At 71.1% G+C, this 14,473-nt stretch carries 13 protein-coding genes; 9 read left to right on the plus strand and 4 right to left on the minus strand.

Annotated elements, in window-relative coordinates; genetic code table 11:
• Positions 1 to 2,649: hypothetical protein (locus AOK09_RS15625; RefSeq protein WP_217698433.1), on the plus strand; the 2,649-nt coding region annotated here is incomplete at its 5' end.
• Between the two features lie 206 nt (positions 2,650 to 2,855).
• Here the strand turns inward: AOK09_RS15625 and AOK09_RS15630 are convergent.
• Positions 2,856 to 3,575 carry a DUF4232 domain-containing protein gene (locus tag AOK09_RS15630; protein WP_055587801.1) on the minus strand — a complete coding sequence of 240 codons (720 nt, stop codon included), beginning with the start codon at positions 3,573 to 3,575 and terminating at the stop codon, positions 2,856 to 2,858.
• A 306-nt stretch (positions 3,576 to 3,881) separates the two neighbouring features.
• Positions 3,882 to 4,307: a MarR family winged helix-turn-helix transcriptional regulator gene (locus AOK09_RS15635; protein WP_055587802.1), complete on the minus strand. Its 426-nt coding sequence runs from the start codon at positions 4,305 to 4,307 to the stop codon at positions 3,882 to 3,884.
• A gap of 184 nt (positions 4,308 to 4,491) precedes the next feature.
• On the opposite strand from AOK09_RS15635, the gene AOK09_RS15640 reads away from it, so the two are divergent.
• The 4 genes from AOK09_RS15640 (at position 4,492) to AOK09_RS15655 (ending at position 8,008) form a co-directional block, all read left to right on the plus strand.
• Positions 4,492 to 5,136, plus strand: a complete 645-nt coding sequence (locus tag AOK09_RS15640; protein ID WP_055587803.1) for an MBL fold metallo-hydrolase — start codon at positions 4,492 to 4,494, stop codon at positions 5,134 to 5,136.
• 1,012 nt (positions 5,137 to 6,148) lie between these two features.
• Positions 6,149 to 6,295 (plus strand): hypothetical protein, encoded by a 147-nt coding sequence (locus AOK09_RS40160; protein ID WP_157875912.1) that lies wholly within the window; start codon positions 6,149 to 6,151, stop codon positions 6,293 to 6,295.
• Between the two features lie 412 nt (positions 6,296 to 6,707).
• Positions 6,708 to 7,013, plus strand: a complete 306-nt coding sequence (locus AOK09_RS37805; RefSeq protein WP_055587805.1) for a hypothetical protein — start codon at positions 6,708 to 6,710, stop codon at positions 7,011 to 7,013.
• A 314-nt stretch (positions 7,014 to 7,327) separates the two neighbouring features.
• Positions 7,328 to 8,008 (plus strand): SMI1/KNR4 family protein, encoded by a 681-nt coding sequence (locus AOK09_RS15655; RefSeq protein ID WP_055587806.1) that lies wholly within the window; start codon positions 7,328 to 7,330, stop codon positions 8,006 to 8,008.
• 339 nt (positions 8,009 to 8,347) lie between these two features.
• On the opposite strand, the gene AOK09_RS15660 is transcribed toward AOK09_RS15655, so the two are convergent.
• Positions 8,348 to 8,893 (minus strand): GNAT family N-acetyltransferase, encoded by a 546-nt coding sequence (locus AOK09_RS15660; protein WP_079063094.1) that lies wholly within the window; start codon positions 8,891 to 8,893, stop codon positions 8,348 to 8,350.
• A 142-nt stretch (positions 8,894 to 9,035) separates the two neighbouring features.
• Entirely contained in the window at positions 9,036 to 9,464 is a 429-nt protein-coding gene (gene coaD / locus AOK09_RS15665; protein ID WP_055587808.1) for a pantetheine-phosphate adenylyltransferase, read from the minus strand.
• A 553-nt stretch (positions 9,465 to 10,017) separates the two neighbouring features.
• Here coaD and alr point away from each other — a divergent pair.
• The 4 genes from alr (at position 10,018) to AOK09_RS15690 (ending at position 14,375) form a co-directional block, all read left to right on the plus strand.
• Positions 10,018 to 11,196, plus strand: a complete 1,179-nt coding sequence (alr, locus tag AOK09_RS15670; protein ID WP_055587809.1) for an alanine racemase — start codon at positions 10,018 to 10,020, stop codon at positions 11,194 to 11,196.
• Positions 11,193 to 12,239: a D-alanine--D-alanine ligase family protein gene (locus tag AOK09_RS15675; RefSeq protein ID WP_055587810.1), complete on the plus strand. Its 1,047-nt coding sequence runs from the start codon at positions 11,193 to 11,195 to the stop codon at positions 12,237 to 12,239. The genes alr and AOK09_RS15675 overlap by 4 nt, the downstream gene beginning before the upstream one ends.
• 349 nt (positions 12,240 to 12,588) lie before the next feature.
• Positions 12,589 to 13,737: a sensor histidine kinase gene (locus AOK09_RS15685; protein WP_157875913.1), complete on the plus strand. Its 1,149-nt coding sequence runs from the start codon at positions 12,589 to 12,591 to the stop codon at positions 13,735 to 13,737.
• Complete coding sequence (locus AOK09_RS15690) at positions 13,734 to 14,375, plus strand: response regulator (RefSeq protein WP_055587813.1); 642 nt, start codon at positions 13,734 to 13,736, stop codon at positions 14,373 to 14,375. Before AOK09_RS15685 ends, AOK09_RS15690 begins: the two co-directional genes overlap by 4 nt.
• Positions 14,376 to 14,473: the final 98 nt, after the last annotated feature.

The raw sequence follows: 14,473 nt of genomic DNA on the forward strand, positions 1-14,473 counted from the left end.
GCGCCGCCCCGCTCCGACGTCCCCGGCTCCCCGGCCCCGCGCGGGGGCTGGAGCAAGGACCGTCCCGTTCTGGAGACGCCGGAGGTGCGCGCGCAGCAGCTGTCGGGCTCGCAGCACCGGCACCCCGGGGAACTGACGCAGCTGGTCCGTGACGCCCGCAGCGGAAACGTGGAGGCTCTCAGGGACTGGGTGACCAGGAACGGCTCCGACGTGGGCCTGAAGACCCTGGACGAGCTGCACAAGGAGATCCCCGAGCACGCGCTCTGGGGCCTCGCGCGGGAGAAGCCCAAGCTTCAGCCGCAGCTGGTCGACCTGATCGGGAAGCGGCGCGGGGGCACCGCGCCGTCCCCGGAGGAGGTCGAGACCCGGCAGGCGGTCCACGCGAAGCTGCAGGAGCACCCGTCCGTCACCGTCGTGGTGGAGTCGGGCCCGGGATCGGGCCACCAGGCGGCGGCTGTCACCCTGGTCCGCTCCCTGCGTGAGCTCGGTTACTCGGGCAGGGTCCGGATCGTCGCCCCGGAGAGTGTGCGGGGCCGTCTGGACCGGCTGCTCGACACGGAGGAGCTGAAGGTCGAGAAGCCGCACTACGTCCCCGAGGACCTGGAGGAGCGCCGGTACGACCAGCCGGTGCGTCCGGACCTGGGGGAGGGGCTGACCCTGGTGGCGGCGAGCGACAACCTGGAGGTGAGCCACGAGTCCGCCGAGGCGCTGCTGTCGTACACCGGCGGGAGCAAGGCACTGGTGCTCACCCCGTACGCCTGGAGCAAGCCCCGGGCGGTGTACGAGCGGGTGCCCGGACAGGACGGGCAGTACCAGGCATGGCATCTGGACGGAGGCGTCAGCAAGAAGGACGGCCTGTACCAGTTCGACATCCCGGCTCCGGAGAAGGCCGCCTTCCCGGACGACCCCAAGCTCCAGGCGATCGCCGACTCGGTGTTCTCCGGGCAGGTCGACGTGATGCCGGTCTACGGTCTGGTCCGTCTGAACGAGAACCTGCGGGCGACCGCGCCGGAGTACTTCGCCTCGGCCGTACGGGAGTCCGGTGCCCGGGATGTCGACGGGACCAGGACCTACGGGCGGCCCGCGGTGGTGCTGGAGATCGGCGGCAAGGAGGTCGACTACGCGCCGCAGCACCAGGAGGAGTGGCTGAAGCGGGCCCACCTGGACCAGGTCGAGGACGTGCCGGAGCTCCTGTCGGGGCTGAAGGACGGCGACGTGCTCATCCTGCGCACCGGCCCCACCGGCCAGGGCGACTTCGAGAAGCTGTTCCAGCTCGGTGACCTGCCGGCGGTCCAGGAGGGGGCCAACACCACCAACGCCAGCCAGCTGACCGGCCGGCCCTATCTGTCGCCGGCCACCAACACCACTCCCTACCCGAAGGTCCATCAGGCGGCCGCCGTCGACATGCTGCACGAGCGTGTGAGGACCGCACTGGGTCCGGAGCACGCCGACGCGCTGCCCGATCTCGACCGGGCACGTGAGAAGTGGGACGAGGCGACCTGGAAGAAGCCGCAGCCCTCCGCCGAGGACTTCCGGGACGCGGCGCGGGAGCTGCGGGAGGCCGCCGACCGGGTGAACGGGGTCGCCGACGGGCACCCGGACCCGGCCGCCGCCCGGGCCCTTCGCGAGGCGGCGGCGAAGGCCCGGGAGGACGCCTCCGTGCTGGAGCGGTCCTCCGAGGTCCTGCATGTCGACGCCGAGCTCCAGAAGGCGACCCTGGCGCTGTACGAGGGCACCACCCCCTGGTCCGAGGCGGCGGCCGAGTCCGAGCCCTACCGGCAGCTGGGCAGCGTCAAGTGGGGCCAGGCCCAGGTGAGGAGCTGGAGCGAACTCGTCTCCGCCAAGCCTGGCACCGAGGCGGTCCGGCTTCCCGTCGACCGGCTGGAGGAGTTCGCGAAGGCCCTGGTGCACAACGAGGACCGCACCAGGGAACCGTCGGCGGAGGAGAGGGAGGCGGCCCGGGAGAAGGCCTTCGCCATCCTCAGCGAGGGCCTGGACGAGCAGCGGGCGGCGGAGCTCCGCTCGTTCATGCACCCGTCCAGCTGGGAGACCAAGGAGGTGCTGCCGGAGGTCGATCTCGGGCCCGCCGCCGAGGTCAGGGGACGGTTCGAGGCCCTCGGCCGCGAGATCGACAAGGCCGCCGCGTTCTACACCCAGGAGGTGAAGAGCCAGCTGGGCGGGCTGTCCAACGCCCCGCGGCCGGAACACGTGGCCACGATCGCGCAGGTGATCAGGGGCTTCCGGACCGAGGGATCGGAGTACCAGGCCTACACCTCCGAGATCACCGCCCGGGGCCGGGACTGGCGGCAGGACCAGGTCCTGATGAGCCTGCGCTACATGGACGATCCGTACGTCCGCAGCAGTACGAGCGTGGAGTCCTCCGCGAACGAGGCGCTCGACCGCCGCAAGCAGCAGGTCGAGGCCGAGCAGAGGAGGGCGCGGCAGGCCGAGGAGGCGAAGGCCAGGGAGGAGGCCCGAGCCCGCCGCGAGGCCCAGCAGCGGGCGGAGCTGGAGGCTCGGCAGCAGGAGAGGGAGCGTGCCGCGCAGCGCGCGGCAGCTGAGGCGGCCGCCCGCGAGCAGCAGGAGGCGGAGGACTCCGACTCGGAGTCCGGCTCGGAGATGGAGGGCGACTTCGGCGCCCTGTTCTGACGCGGCCGGGCGCCATGCGCCCCGACGGTCAGATGGCGGCGGCCCCCGGAGATCCGGGGGCCGCCGCCATCGCCGTTCCTGCCGGTGCGCCACGGTGCCGCCCGGGGGCAGGCGGACCCATGGGCCCGGCGGACGGGTGCGCGCAGCACGGCGAGGGCGGTGCCCCGACGACGGGGCACCGCCCTGCTGAACGGGCCGGCCGGCCGTCAGCCGATCGGGCCGACGTACGTGCCCGGGTGCGTGGCTCCGTCCTGCAGCAGCACCGGGCCCCACGGCCAGGTCAGCGTCGCGCTGGTGGTCTCGTTCGGCGGGGTCACGGTCACCGTCTTCGGGGTCCACTTTCCGTTGGGCTGCGGCAGGAAGGTGATTGAGAAGTCGGTCGTGTCCCCGGGGTTGAGCGTGATGGCCTGGTAGCTCGCCGACTTCCTGGTCAGCGACCAGGTGACGCTTCCGCCGGTGAGGTCGACTCCGGGGAACCCTCCGACGGAGCAGGTGCGCCCGCTCTTGTTGCGCACCGCGATCCCCGTGGACTGCTGCTGGTCCGACGTCACGTCGGGCGCCGCGTCCCCTCCTGTCTCGAAGGAGATCGCCAGATCGTTCGTGTGGCACCGGGCCGAGCCCGCCGGGGCGGAGGAGGGCTTGGTGTTCGGCGACGCGCTGTTCGCGTTGCCCTGGTCCTTGGCCACGGTGTCGGTCCCGCTTCCGGTGCCGGTGCCCCCGGAGGTCGACCCACTGCCGCTCGTACTGTCCGAGGAGCCGGAGGAGGGGGCGGAGGAGGGCGCCGGGGCAGATGCCGGGACGGATGCCGACGATGACGGGGCGGAGGACGCCGAGTCGGTCGACGACCCGCAGGCGGTCAGCAGCAGGGCGGACGCGGCGACGGTGACGACGGCCGGGACAGTGGAGCGTCGGCGGCTGGACAGCATGGTGGAGTTCCCCCCGTGGTGCGGACTGTTGAGTGGTGCGTTTGCGATCACCCCTATCCTGTCGGCGGAGTTTCACCGTTCCGTGACAGGCGTACCGCGTCTGCGCGACAAGATCCGGAGCCCTGAGCCGGACGAACCGGGCCGGCGGGTGGGCGTACCGCCGCGACGGACCTTGGGAACGCTGGGCAGTGGCAGACGAGCCAGGACGAGGGCTCCGGGCAAGGGACCCGCTGCGCTGGCCGGCCCTCGTGGCGGTTCGTCAGGCGAAGGAGAGCTCAATCGCAGGTGGGACTGGAACGGCTCCGCCTACTTGGCCTTCAGGTGTGCGGTCAGGCGTGACAGCAGGGGTAGCGCCGCTGCGAGCGTCTCCTGCTCCTCGGAGCTGAGGGCATCGTCGATCGCGGAGCCGAGCCAGCCCGCACGCCTTCGGCGTTCCTCGGCCAACCGGTCGCCTCCCGCCGGGGTGAGGTGGAGCAGCAGCTTGCGCCCGTCACTGGGGTGGGCCTCGGCACGCACAAGCCCCTGACCGAGGAGTTCCTTGACCGCCTTGGCGATCGACTGATGGCTGACCCCCCGCTGCTGTGCGATGTCGGCGGTGGTCAGCGGACCGCTTCGGTCCAGGTAGCCGAGGACGGCGGCCTCGGCGGGGGGCATCGTGTCGGCCGCGCGCACGGTGCGTACGAGTTCTCCAACGGTCCGTCGGAGTTCCTCGGCCATGTGGTTGCCGTCCATGGTGCAGACCCTACCTGCAGTTTCCAACCAGGCTGTACACCTTGGGTTCACAGTTCCCGAGGTCCGGCGGCAGATCCCACCGCCCAGGCCAGGCCGCGACCGACCCGCGCTCACCTCAATATCTACAACCCAGGTGTACAGTCTGGTTGTAAACAGACGCCCGGCTCTGCCTGAAGGGTTCGCCATGAAACTCACCAAGCACGTCCACGCCTGCGTCACGCTGGAGAAGGACGACACCCGTCTGGTCATCGACCCCGGGACCCTCACCCCTGGCGCCGCACAGGCCGTCACCGGGGCGCACGCCATCCTGATCACTCACGAGCACTTCGATCACTTCGACGAGAAACTCGTCGCCGCCGCCCTCGAAACCCAGCCGGAGCTCCAGGTCTACGGCACACCCGCCGTCGCGGCCGCCCTGGGCGGCCGGAACGGCCGCGTCCACGGTGTTGCCGCTGGGGACACCATCACCGTCGGCTCCATCACCGCCACCGTCCACGGCCACCGCCACGCGCTGATCCACCCCGACATCCCGTGCCCCGACAACGTCGGCTACCTCTTCGACGACGGAGCCCTCTACCACCCCGGGGACGCGTACTTCGCGCCCGACGTCCCCGTGCGCACCCTCCTCCTGCCCACCAGCGGACCGTGGACCAAGCTCGGCGAAGCCGCCGACTTCGTCCGCGCCGTCAAGCCGGAGCGTGTCATCCAGATTCACGAGCTCATGCTCAGCGACCTCGGCCGGCGCTCCACCGCCGACCTCCTCGGCGAGAACGGCCTGACCGGCATCCCGATCACCTGCCTCGAGCCCGGCACCGGCGTCCAGCTGTAACCCCCCGGGAGCGGGCACGCGTTCCGCACCCACCCCGGCAACACCCCTTGCCGGGGCCCTTACGCGGCCACACCACTCCGGCCACCCCGGCGACGCCATGCATGCTTCCGTGCATCGGCTGCGTTGAGCAGGTTCGGGTTCATCCTGCGCCTCACCCAAGTCGCCCAGCCGAACGAGCAAGCGCCGCAGCGGGCGGGCGCCATGCCGTCAGTTCACCCGGGACAGCGGTGGGAGCACGGTGGCGGATGAAAACGGATGCAACCTTTCCGGGCGGTCGTCGCATCAACCCAGCGGGCGTCACTAGGCGCCCGTCTGCATCAGACCGTCGACACCGCAGCCCAGGTCCCCGGGAACCCCCGACACGCCGGGGTCCGGTGCCCGACCAGGGGCCAGGGAGGGGCAAGATGAAGTGCGCCAGGGTGAGTTTTGTGGCTGTTGCGGCTGGGGCCGCGGGAGCCCTCGGAGCGGCTCTCGCGCTCGCCGGAGACACTTCCCGTCCGAATCTGACGGGCAGTCCGACGACATCACTCAAGCGGGCCCGCGACACCAGGAGCGCCAAGCTCGACAAGGACAACCACTGGTCGGTTCATGGGAGCTGCCGCCTCGTTCCGCAGAACGCTCACCCCATGGCCGGCAGCAGGCTAGAACGTACCGGACTCACCCCGGCGACCAGGTACGCAACGGTGACGTCGCACGCGTCCGCGGATATCCACTGGGGGGAGTCCCTCACAGGTTCGAGCGGGACCTGCACGTCCTGATCACTCTGCTGCGTTCCGGCCGCGTCCGAGCCGGGACGCCCGTGTACGTCCCACCTGCTGCCGGGCTGGCTCGCCGGCCCGGCAGCAGGCGTCCGCACTCCCTCGCCCGCAGTCCTGAACCGACGGGCGCCGGGCCCCGCTCGGCACTCGTGGCCTGCGGCTGGCGCCACCGCAGCTGGTGCTGTGACCGCGTAGGTTGACCGAGTCGGGGAGCCGTACCTCCACGCCGGTGCGCCCCGGGCAGGATCGCAGACATGTTCGAAGAGAAATTGGATGCACTCTCGCAGATGGCGGCCAAGCACATGGCCATGCCGTTCCCGCCCGGCCTCCGAGGCTTGGACATCGACGGCCAGGACATGGTGATGCTCGACGCGGACGCCTACGGCTACGCGGCAGCGTGATCGCTTTGCCGCTGCTTCGTCAGCTGGGTCGCTGTCGCCGACGGCAGTCCTGCCGACGACCCGATGAGCTGCTGGAGCGCTGATACATCGTCGGCGGGCGGCCAGGCGGCCAGGCGGCCGGGTGGACGGATGACGGATGCAACCGGTAGATAGATGGTTCCAGATACGACGGCTACGAACGGGGACAGTCCGCATGCTCAGCCGCTCTTCCTTGTGCTGCGCGACCGTGGTGTTGCTGATCGCACCAGTGCTGGCCGCCTGTTCGAGCGCGCCGGGTGGTGTCTCCGCTGCGTCTGGCCCCACGGTGAGTGTCACTGCGTCTCCCACGGCAGCCGGCACGGTTCCGGCACAGCCCAGTGCCTCGGCGTCGGTCGTCTACCCGTCGACGGACGCGGCGCCGGGTGCAGGTCCGATGGAGGTGCGGGACGCTTTCGCGGTCCTCCAAGCGACCTACAACGACAACTGCGGCACGCCTGGGAACTGCGAGTACTTCCTTGACCGGCTGCTGCAGAACCTGGACGATCTTGACAACGCCATGAAGGCGAGCCCCAAGGGCAAGAGCCACTTCGCCAAACCGCTCGCCTGGATCGCACAGATGCGGACCACCCTCGGCGGAGACATCTCCTTCCCGAGCCTGAAGAAGCAGCAGAGCCTCCTGACAGGCACCCGGGACAGGATCAACACATGGATGCAGTCGCATCCGGAGGACTACCGGTGACGGGCCGGGGCCGGGCTGTCGAGGTCGAGCTGTCTCCGTAGCAGGCAGTGATCACCACCACACCAAGAGAGCTTCCCGCCTGAGCCGAGATCATCCCCAGGCCTTTCACGGCACTCAGCGGCAACCGACAGGTCGTTAAGTGACTCTTCGGGGGGCTCGAGCATCCGTGCGACGAACTCGACCATGCCGCAGTCGTGGTGTGTGAACCGTTTCTCCCTGCTGCGGACCACCACTGTCGGATCGCCTGAGCCTGCCGGGATGACGACAGTGGGCCCCGCAACCCAGGTGTCGGTGGCTGCACGTACGGTCTGGGCATGACTGATCAGTGGTGGGCGGGGGTACGTCAGCGGGTCGAGGCGGTGGGTGCAGGGCCTGGGGGTGGCGAGGTTTTCGGGGCAAAGGGGCACAAGTGGGCCTTGGAGGCGCCGCTCACCCGGGGCGAGCTTGCTGAACTCGAGGCTCAGACAGGCGTGCGACTGCCGGAGGAGTACCGGGCCTTCCTTCTCCACGTCGGCGCGGGCGGCGCCGGCCCGGCGTACGGCCTGTTCCCGGTTCGGCGCGTGCAGGGCCGTTGGCGTTGGGAAGGCGACGGCGCGGGCCTGGCCGACCTGTCGAGGCTTGCCGAGCCGTTTCCCGACCAGGGCCCGGACCCGAAGCTGGTCGACGACCTCCGTGCCCAACGTCCCGAGGAAGAGGATTTCGACGATGTCGAGGACTTCGACGACGCCATGGAGGCGTGGGACGAACGGTGGGATGCCGTCATGTTCGCTCCCGAACGCACTGCCGGTGCGATAGTGATCTGTCATCTGGGCTGTGCCCGACGGGAGTGGCTGATCATCAGTGGCAGCCACCGCGGCACGATCTGGTCCGACGACCGGGCGGACGACGTCGACCTCGTGCCGCTCCTCAATGACGACGGGAAGCCGGTGACCTTCGCCCGCTGGTACAGCGACTGGCTGCAGCAGGCCGAGCGAACTGCCCTGTCGACGCCGTAGGCCCACCCCGGCGGCTGTAGATCGTGATCACTTGGCGGGGCCGCGTAGTGGGTGACCCGCCACATGATCGTCCATCAGCTGCGGAACGCCTCCACGTTGGGCGGCCGCCCCGACTTCTTGCCACGGGCAACAGCGGCCCGAGCCGGTTCCGCTGGCCGTTCCTCAGGTCCCACGCACCACGACGCTTGATCATCGACGACCTTGATCAACTTTCGGAACAGAGTCTGTGAACGCAAGGTCGAGCACTTCCTGGCCTGCGCCGCTGTCGCTTGCGCCCTGATCTGCTACCGACACCTTGCCCGGCTGCTCCGCAGCGGGCTGCAGCAGTCCGTCCCGGTGTCAGTGGGCAGTCCACTCGCTGCGCAGAATCGAGTAGTACACGCTGTCGCGCCAGGTACCGTCCCCGCGCGGCCAGTCACGGCGCACCAGCCCGTGCCGGACTGCCCCCAGGCGGTGAAGTGCCTGCTGGGAGCGAGTGTTCTCCGGGTCCGTGCGGAACACCACCTTCTCGCAGCCCAGCTCGGTGAAGGCATGCTCCAGCAGAAGCCGCTTGGCCGCCCGGTTGACGCCCGTGCCCCACCACGCCCGCCCCAGCCAGGTCGACCCGATCTCCACCTGCCGACGCACTTCGTCCGGGTACCAGTACGACGTGGTGCCGGCTACCTCCTGGCCGACCAGCACCGCGAACGGCAGCCGCACCGCCTGACGGCTCGAAGCCGCGCAGATCCACTCACGCATGGCCGGGACGGTCGGCGGACGGTCGTAGGGCAACCTGGCGAAGACCTCGTCGTCTGCCACGGCCCACAACCCCTCGGCATGCTCAGGGGACAGCGGTTCCAGACGGACGCGCGGGCCGGCCAGGGTGAAAGGCCGCTGGGGAAACACCCCAGAAGTCTGCCAGCCTCCGATCCCCGCATCCCGGACCTGTCATCCCGGGCGTTCGCAGAGCGGTCGAGACGGCTTCTCAGCCGGGTTCGACGGGCAACCCTGGTTGCCGCCCCCACCTGATGGAAGCAGCCCGATCAGATCATCCTTCGCGGACCTGCTCCTGTTGACTCATCGTGGTGACCAGAGTGGAGGAGATGTGAGCCAGGGCGGGGTCTGCAGCCATGAAGAACGTTTCGATTCCGGCCAGTTCGTGGTTCATACGGGCCATCGGCATTTCGTAGTCCAGGTCGGAAGCGCCGCGGACTCCGCGGATGACGACGTCGATTCCGCCTCGGCGGCAGTAGTCGATCAGCAGGCCACCGGTGTGGGAGTCGACCGTGACGTTGCTCAGGTCAGCCGCTGCCGCGCGGAGCCGGTCCAGCCGCTCCGTGACGGTGAAACGGCCGGTCTTCTTCGCGTTGGACATCACACAGACGACGACCTCGTCGAAGAGGAGGGCAGCGCGCCGGAGTACGTCCTGGTGCCCTTGGGTGACCGGGTCGAAGGATCCTGGGAAGAGGGCTCGCATGATCGGAGAGGGTAACAAGCGGCCGCCTCGTTCCATACGGCCGGCGACGGGTTCACGCCGACCACCGGCGCAACGCTGAACCCGCCTTCCGCCGTCGTCCGGCTGAGCACGCCGGCCAAGGATTCCCAACGGTCGTGATCAAGATCTTCCGGGCGAGTATCAGCCTCGCGCAGTCACGAGCGATCGTGGCCGCGGACTGAGCCGAAAAGACTTGCCACGCCGGGGGCCAGCCCCTGGCGCCCGCCGTACCGAATCACTCCGCCCGATCGGATCCCACTGAGCCGACTCGTACGCTGCGACGCCTGCGGCGGGCAACCGCCTCAGCGGCGGTCTGCGGTCCGCCGGAGCACATGCCAGGCCGCCCGTCGGCCGTCAGCCGAAAGTCGTAGTGCCGCCCCACAGGTCCGACTTCTGCCCGAAGCCGGGGCGTGCACGGTCTTCATAGCCTGCTGGTCATGAGCTCCCTCTCGCGGACTCGGTCCCCCGAACGGCCGGCGGTCCTCGTTGCCCACTGGGCACAGGCCCGGTCGTGCGACCCCAGGAAAGGCGCCGCATGTACTGCGCAGCACCGATCGCTCCCGGCGTCCGCGTCGCCGAGCCGCCGCGGCGGACCGGCCGCGGGGACGGCGCGGAGCTGACGCTCGACCCGTCGGCGATCGCCGCCAACACACGATTCCTCGCCGCGCGGGCCACCCGCCTGATGGCGGTGGTCAAGGCCGACGGTTTCGGCCACGGCGCCGCCGAGGCCGCCGCGGCCGCCCTCGGCGCGGGCGCGACCTCGCTCGGCGTCACGTCGGTGGAGGAGGCCCTGGTCCTGCGGGCCGCCGGTTTCCGGGTGCCGATCCTGAGCTGGCTCAACCCGGTGGACGGCGCGTTCGAGGAGGCGCTGCGCGCCCATGTCTCCCTGGCCGTTCCCGGGTGCGCCCACCTGACGTCCGTCGTACGCGCCGCATCCCGGACGCGTCGCACGGCGCGGATCCATCTACAGCTGGACACCGGGATGGGCCGCGACGGCGCCGAGCCCGAGGCGTGGCCGGAGCTGTGCCGGCGGGCACGCCAGGCGGAAGCGGACGGTCTGGCCGAGGTCGTGGGGGTGATGAGCCACCTCGGCTGCGCGGAGACCCCCGGTGACCCGTGCACCGACCGCGCACTCGACCTGTTCAGGACGGCGGTGTCCACTGCGGCGGAGGCCGGGCTGCGTCCCCGGCGGCGGCATCTGGCGGCGACGTCGGCGACCCTCACCGACTCGCGGACCCGGTTCGACCTCGCCCGCGTCGGCGCCGGTCTCTTCGGCATCGACCCGACCGGGACGACCCGGCTGCGCCCCGCCCTCACGCTGACCGCACCCGTGGTGGCGGTACGCGCGGTGCCGGCCGGCGCCGGAGCCGGATACGGACACAGCTGGAGCGCGGAGCGGCGCACCCATCTGGCGCTGCTGCCGGTGGGGTACGCGGACGGTCTTCCCCGCAGCGCGTCCGCCCGGGCGGAGGTTCTCCTCGGTGGCCGCCGGTGCCGCATCGCGGGCCGGATCTCCATGGACCAGGTCATCGTCGACACGGGTGACCGGCCGGCGGTGCCCGGTGAGACCGCCACCGTCTTCGGGCCGGGTGATCGGGGCGAGCCCACGGTCAGGGAGTGGGCCCGGTGGTCCGGAACCCTGGAGCACGAGATCATGACCGGTCTGGGCGCACGCCTGCGCCGCAGCGTGCGCCGCCAGGCGGTGGCCGCATGACCGGCACCGTACCGTCGCTGGGCGGCCGCATCCGCGTCGCGGTGATCGGCGGCGGCCGCAACTGCGAGCACGAGGTCTCCCTGGCGTCCGCCGCGTCCGTGCGTTTCGCGCTCGACCCCGCCGTCCACGACGTCCTCGCCCTCATCATAGGCCGCGACGGACGGTGGCAGGACGGCGACGGGCAGCCGCTCGCGGGCACAGCCGCGGAGAGCCTGTCCGTCGCCCTGATGCTGCTGGCCGGTTGCGACGTGGCCTTCCCCGCGGTCCACGGCCCGTGCGGCGAGGACGGCACGCTGGCCGCGCTGCTGGAGCTGGCGGACGTGCCGTATGTCGGCGCGGGGGTGCGCGGCGGCGCGCTGGCTATGGACAAGTGGGCGACCAAGCTGGTGGCCGAGGCGGTCGGCGTCGCCGTGGCGCCGGGCGTCCTGGTGACGGCGGAGGACGCGGACCGGGTGACCTTCGACGGCCCGGTCGTCGTGAAGCCCGTCGCCGCCGGGTCCAGCCACGGCGTCTCCCTCGTCCAGCAGCCCTCGGACCTGGCCCCGGCCCTCGCCGAGGCCCTCCGGCTCGACGACCGGGTGCTGGTCGAGGAACTGGTCGTCGGGCGTGAGGTGGATCTCGCCGTGCTGCGGCGGGCGGACGGCACCCTGACGGTGGGGCCGCCGCTGGAGATCGTCCTGGACGACGGACGCCTGTTCGACACGGAGCAGAAGTACGACGGCGGCGCCCGGTTCCTGATACCCGCACCGCTGTCCGCCGACGAGCACGACCGACTGGTCGACGCCTCCCTGGCGGTGTTCACCGCACTGGGCTGCCGCGGAGTCGCCCGGTGCGACTTCTTCCTCACCGCCGACGGCCCCGTCCTCAACGAGGTCAACACCATGCCGGGCATGACCGCGCAGTCGCAGGTCCCGAAGATGTTCGCGCACCAGGGGCTGAGCTATCCCGCGCTGCTCCACGAACTCGTGCGCGGCGCCCTGCGCCCGGACTCCCGTACCCGTGTCCGCCCCCATGGCGCGGTCGTCGAGCCGAGCCTCGCATGACCGCGCCGCCGAACACCGCCCCTCCCGGCCCCGGCCGGGCCCCCGTCCACCACCACCGGAGGCTTCCCGTGTCCTTCTCCCTGCACCGGCTGCTGCGCTCGGCCCGGGTGTGTGCGTTGACCGCCGTCGAGGTGGCCGTCCTCGGCACGGGTACGGACCTCATGTCCGCGGAGCAGGACTCCGCGCGGGAGGCACCGGCGGCGACCGGGCGCCACCGGGCGGCGGTTGCCGGGGTGAGAGGTGCCTCAGGGGCATCCGGAGCGCTTCGGTGACACTGGAGGGGACCACCGACGGCGGGCCGCCCGCCCGGCGAGCCGGAGCAGGGAACGAGAGCAGGGACGACGAAGACGTGAACAACAGCACGAACCGCTTGCTGGAGCGGCTGGTGCACAGTGTGATGTCGCTGGCGGGCCTGGGGGTCCTGCTGAGCCTGGGGATCGTGGACATGGTCCTGGGCCTGGCCAGGCCGTCCGTCATCACGTTGGCGGCTCTCGTCGCCGTGATCACATGGCGGCTGTCCGGCCGGGCGCTCGGCAGCAGCGCACTGGTCCTGGGCCTGATCATGCTGCTGACGACGGTGAGTCCTGACTCCACTCCCGTGGCGATCCTGCCGTTCGGGGTCACCGCCACCGCCGTCACCCTGCTGGTCATCGGTCTGTCCGCCTGGCGGGCGGAGCCCACCCGCGCCACGGTCGCGATCCCTCTGCTGCTGGGGAGCCTGGTCCTGGGACCCGTGCAGCTGTCCGCCACCAGGATCGCCCCGGTCGTCTCCCTCGCCCTGGCGCTGGCCGGTGTCATCGCCGGCGCCACGGGTCTGTGGGCACGCATGCTCCAGACCGGCCGCCGGCGCCAGGCGGTCGCCGAGCAGTTGGCGCAGCGCGCAAGCATCGCGTCCGATCTCCACGACTACGTCGCCCACCACGTCACGGGCATCGTGGTGCTCGCGCAGGCCGCGCAGAGCGTCGCAGCCAAACAGCCGCAGGCGGTGCTCCCCGCACTGGAGCGCATCGAGGCGGCCGGGGACGAGGCGATGACCGCCATCCGGCGCATGGTCGCCCTGCTGCACGAACCCGGCTCACAGGCCCGGCTGACACCGATGGGCACCATCGCCGACATCGCCTCCCTCGCCGACCACTTCACCTCCGGCGACGACGTCAAGGTGCGGCTGAACATCTCCGGGGACTTCGACGACGTACCCATCGACGTCCAGTCGGCCGCGCACCGGGTGGTGATGGAGGCCCTGACCAACGTCCGCAGGCACGCCGAGGGCGTGCAGGCCCTGGAGATCCTGGTGCACCGCGACACCCGGCCCGACTCGGTGACGGTCGAGGTCTCCAACGACGGCCGCGCCCGCGTCGGCCACGTCGCGGCGGGCGGCTACGGCCTGGCCGGTCTGCGCGACCGGGCCCTGGCGCTCGGCGGCTCCTTCACCGCAGGTCCGAGGACCCCGGACGGCTGGACCGTCCAGGCCCGATTCCCGACGGAGGGCGCACGATGACCATCCGGGTCCTGCTCGCGGACGACCAGGCCATGGTCCGCACCGGTTTCTCCCTGATCCTCGGTGCCGAGGACGACATCGAGGTGGTCGGCGAGGCGAAGGACGGCGTCCAGGCCCTGGAGATGGCCCGTCTCCTGAACCCGGACGTCGTCCTCATGGACATCCGCATGCCGCGGATGGACGGGCTCCAGGCGCTGCGCGAACTGAACCGCAGCGGCGCCGCCTCCAAGGTCGTGGTCGTCACCACCTTCGACGACGACGCCTACGTCTACGAGGCGCTCAACTGCGGTGCCTGCGGCTTCCTCCTCAAGGACTCGGGCCCGGTGCTGCTCATCGAGGCGGTGCGCGCGGCCCATTCCGGTGAGGCCCTGGTGAGTCCGGCGATCACGGTCCGGCTGCTGCGGGGCATCCAGCCACCGCGGACCGCGCCCCCCGCCACGTCCGACCTCTCCTCACGCGAGACCGAGGTGGTGCGGCTGGTCGCCGACGGCATGACGAACGCGGAGATCGCTGCCGCGCTCTTCGTCTCCCTGGGCACGGTCAAGACCCATCTGGGGAACATCCAGACCAAGCTTGCCGCACGCAACCGCGTGGAGATCGCGCTGTGGGCGTGGCGCTCGGGCCTGGTCGAGGGGTAGTACGCGGGCCGGACCGGCCCCGACGGAACCCGCGGCGGGCGCGGGTGAGGGGGAGGGGCTCGGAGCAGCTCCAGAGGGGTTTGCGTCGGGCCGGCAGC

Origin of the sequence: Peterkaempfera griseoplana (assembly GCF_001418575.1) — a bacterium.
In the GTDB taxonomy this organism is placed as follows: domain Bacteria; phylum Actinomycetota; class Actinomycetes; order Streptomycetales; family Streptomycetaceae; genus Peterkaempfera; species Peterkaempfera griseoplana.